The organism is Actinoplanes sp. NPDC051633 (assembly GCF_040681735.1).
Taxonomy (GTDB): domain Bacteria; phylum Actinomycetota; class Actinomycetes; order Mycobacteriales; family Micromonosporaceae; genus Actinoplanes.
In genome coordinates this window covers 1-3,302 of the sequence record NZ_JBFAZH010000891.1, presented here as the reverse complement: position 1 = coordinate 3,302, position 3,302 = coordinate 1, and the positions used below count along the sequence as shown (strand labels likewise).

The 3,302-nt window shown below is 72.5% G+C and carries 4 protein-coding genes; 1 reads left to right on the top strand and 3 read right to left on the bottom strand.

What is annotated here, in order from left to right; genetic code table 11:
* The 3 genes from AB0M20_RS33975 to AB0M20_RS33965 form a co-directional block, all read right to left on the bottom strand.
* Window positions 1-616: FAD-binding oxidoreductase (locus AB0M20_RS33975; RefSeq protein WP_364304438.1), on the bottom strand; the 616-nt coding region annotated here is incomplete at its 3' end.
* Complete coding sequence (locus tag AB0M20_RS33970) at window positions 613-1,407, bottom strand: alpha/beta hydrolase (RefSeq protein ID WP_364304437.1); 795 nt, start codon at window positions 1,405-1,407, stop codon at window positions 613-615. The genes AB0M20_RS33975 and AB0M20_RS33970, both read right to left, overlap by 4 nt.
* Window positions 1,408-1,454: 47 nt before the next feature.
* The gene (locus tag AB0M20_RS33965; protein ID WP_364304436.1) at window positions 1,455-2,075 is read right to left on the bottom strand and encodes an L-threonylcarbamoyladenylate synthase; all 621 of its coding nucleotides are present in this window, start codon (window positions 2,073-2,075) and stop codon (window positions 1,455-1,457) included.
* Between the two features lie 127 nt (window positions 2,076-2,202).
* Here AB0M20_RS33965 and AB0M20_RS33960 point away from each other — a divergent pair, with 127 nt between their 5' ends.
* Window positions 2,203-3,159 (top strand): nucleoside hydrolase, encoded by a 957-nt coding sequence (locus tag AB0M20_RS33960; protein ID WP_364304435.1) that lies wholly within the window; start codon window positions 2,203-2,205, stop codon window positions 3,157-3,159.
* Window positions 3,160-3,302: the final 143 nt, after the last annotated feature.

Here is a 3,302-nt window from a genome sequence, read left to right as displayed (position 1 = left end):
GCCGCAGCCGCAGCGTCACCTCGGTCACCACCCCGAGCGTGCCCTCTGACCCCACGAACAGGCTGGTCAGGTCGTACCCGCTGACGCCTTTGGTGGTGCGGCGGCCGAGCCGCACCACGGTGCCGTAGTCACCCGCCGGGCCGCCGACCACCGCCTCCAGGCCGAGGACGTAGTCGCGGGTGACGCCGTACTTGAGGCAGCACAGGCCGCCGGCGTTGGTGGCGACGTTGCCGCCGATGGTGGACCACGGCGCGCTGGCGGGATCGGGCGGATACCACAACCCGTGCTCGGCGACCGCGGCCTTGAGGTCGTCGTTGACGACGCCGGGCTGCACCACGGCGATCATGTTGTCCGCGTCGATCTCGACGATCCGGTTCATCTTGGACAGATCGATGATCACGCAGCCGTCGACCGCGTTGGCGCCGCCGGACAGCCCGGTGCCGGCGCCCCGCGCGACCACGGGGATGCCCTGGTCGGCGCACTCCCGCACCACCGCGGCGACCTCCTCGGTCGAGCGCGGCCGGACGGCGGCGGCGGGCTTGCCCACGGGCGCCCACTCGGCGTCGTCGTGCGCGAGGCCGGACAGGACGTCGGGGTCGGTGATCCGGTCGATCATCGGACGAACCCGACGATCGCCGCGGTCGCCGCCTCGATCTGATCCAGGTGCACCGCGTGCCCGCAGTCCTCGAGGATGGTGACGCTCGCGAGCTCATTGCTCTCCGCGACGGCGAGGGCGTGCTCGCACGGCCAGAGCTGGCTGTCCCGGCCGGTGAGGAACAGCGCGGGCACCGGCACCCGGGCCACCACGTCGCGCCAGTCCTGCGTCGCGTGGTCCTGCAGCAGCGCGCGCATCGGCGGGTCGGCCGGGTCGGCGAACGGCGGGCTGAACCCCAGCACCTCGACCAGCTCGGCGAAGCCGGCCAGCCGGTCGGCCTTGCCGCGCCCGGTGTCCGGCACCCCCTTGTCGAAGAACGTGCCCACGTTGTCACGGGTGAGGCCGTAGAAGCCGTACGGCCACCCGTCGTCATTGATCATCTTGGGGGTCTGGTCGATGGTCACGATCGCCCGCAGCCGGTCCGCGCCGAACAGATCGCAGTACGCCCAGATCGTGCTGCCGCCCATCGAGCTGCCGACCAGCGCGACGTCGCGCAGGTCCAGATGCTCGAGCAGCTCGCGCAGGTCCTTGCCGTGCCGCGACATCCGCTGACCGTGCTGCACCGCCGCCGAGTCGCCGTGGTTGCGCCGGTCGAAGCAGATCACCCGGTGCCCCTCGGCGAGCAGCGCCCGCCGCTGGAACTCCCAGCCCGAGGCCGGCGCGCAGAACCCGGCGATCAGCACCACCGGCGGCCCGTCCCCGTCGTCGGTGTGGTGGAGCTCGACCCCGTCGGTGGTGGTGAAGGACGCCATGACGCGAACCTACGCCTCGCGCACGATTCCGCGCCCGGAACCCCGGCTCAGGCGAAGCGGGACGGGTCACCGGCGCCGACCCGCAGCACCTCGGGCTCGCCGCCCGACAGGTCGATCACCGTGGTCGGCTCGGTGCCGCACTCGCCGGAGTCGATGACCGCGTCGAGCTGGTGGTCGAGCGTCTCCTTGATCTCCCAGCCCTGCGTCATCGGCTCCTCCTCGCCGGGCAGGAGCAGCGTCGTGGAGACCAGCGGCTCGCCGAGCTCGGCCAGGATCGCCTGCGCGACGGTGTGGTCGGGGATGCGTACCCCGACGGTCTTCTTCTTGGGGTGCAGCAGCCGCCGCGGCACCTCCCGGGTGGCGGGCAGGATGAACGTGTAGGGCCCCGGGGTGGCTGCCTTGATCGACCGGAACGACGCGTTGTTGATGGTCACGAACTGGCCCAGCTGCGCGAAGTCACGGCACATCAGCGTGAAGTGGTGCCGCTCGTCGAGGTGGCGGATCGCCCGCAGGCGGTCGAGCACCTCCTTGTCGCCCATCCGGGCGCCCAGCGCGAAGCACGAGTCGGTCGGATAGGCCACCACGCCACCGTCGCGGATCAGCCCCACCACCTGCCCGATCGAGCGGGCCTGCGGATTGTCCGGATGCACGTCGAAATACTTCGCCACGGTTCGAAATCATATGGATACGAGCACAGAGGAGCGCGCCTGGCACACCCGCCGGCCAGGCGGTGGGTCACCCCCCTCGGCCCAGCGCCGGGCCGTCCCGCCCGCCGGCGCCCTCTATCGTCGTCGTGTGGAAGCTCTGCCGGTGATCGTCGACTGCGATCCGGGACACGACGACGCGCTCGCGCTGCTGCTGGCCGCGGGAGATCCCCGGCTGCGGCTGCTCGGGGTGACCACCGTCGCCGGCAATCAAACACTCGACAAGACGACCAGGAACGCCCGGCGGATGCTCGCCCTGGCCGGCGTCGCGGGCATCCCGGTGGCGGCCGGCTGCGACCGGCCACTGGTCGGCGACCTGATCGTCGCCGGCGACATCCACGGCGAGTCCGGCCTCGACGGGCCCGACCTCGACGTCCCGCTCGCCGGGATGCCGCGGGTCGCCGACGTGCACGCCGTCGAGCTGATGCGCGACCTGGTCGCGGGCTCGCCCGACCCGGTCACGCTGATCGCGCTCGGGCCGCTGACCAACGTGGCCCTGCTGCTGCGCACCCATCCCGACGTGAGCTCGAGGCTGCGCCGCATCGTCTTCATGGGCGGTTCGACCGAGCGCGGCAACACGACGCCCTACGGCGAGTTCAACATCGTCACCGACCCCGAGGCGGCCGACGTCGTGCTGCGCTCGGGCCTGCCGATCACCATGATCGGCCTGAACGTGACCCATCAGGCCCTGGCGACGCCCGGCATCATCGCCGAGTTCCAGGGCATGGGCACGCGGCTGGGCGCCGTGTGCGCCGAGCTGATGACCTTCTTCGCGGGCGCCTACCGCCGGAACTTCGGTTTCCCGGACCCGCCCGTGCACGACCCGGTCGCGATCGCGGCCGTGCTGGACCCGCCGATTGTCCGCACGGCAGCGGTCCCGGTCGCGGTCGAGCTGACCGGGACGCACACCCGCGGCGCGACGGTGGTCGACCTCCACCGCCGCACGGCCACCGCCCCGAACGCCGATGTCGCGGTCGCCCTGGACGTCGACGCGTTCTGGCGCCTGCTCATGACCGCGGTGCGGAAGCTGGGCGCGGCGGCCGGCTAGAAGGTGCGGCTGGAAGGTGGCTAGGAGGCGCCGGAGCTGCGCTCGTCGGCCTCGCGGTCGGCCTCGCCCACCGGGGTGCCGTCGGAGTCGCGGGCGGCGCCCGCGAGGTTCGCGTCGTCGGCGCCCGAGCGTGCGGCGTCGGC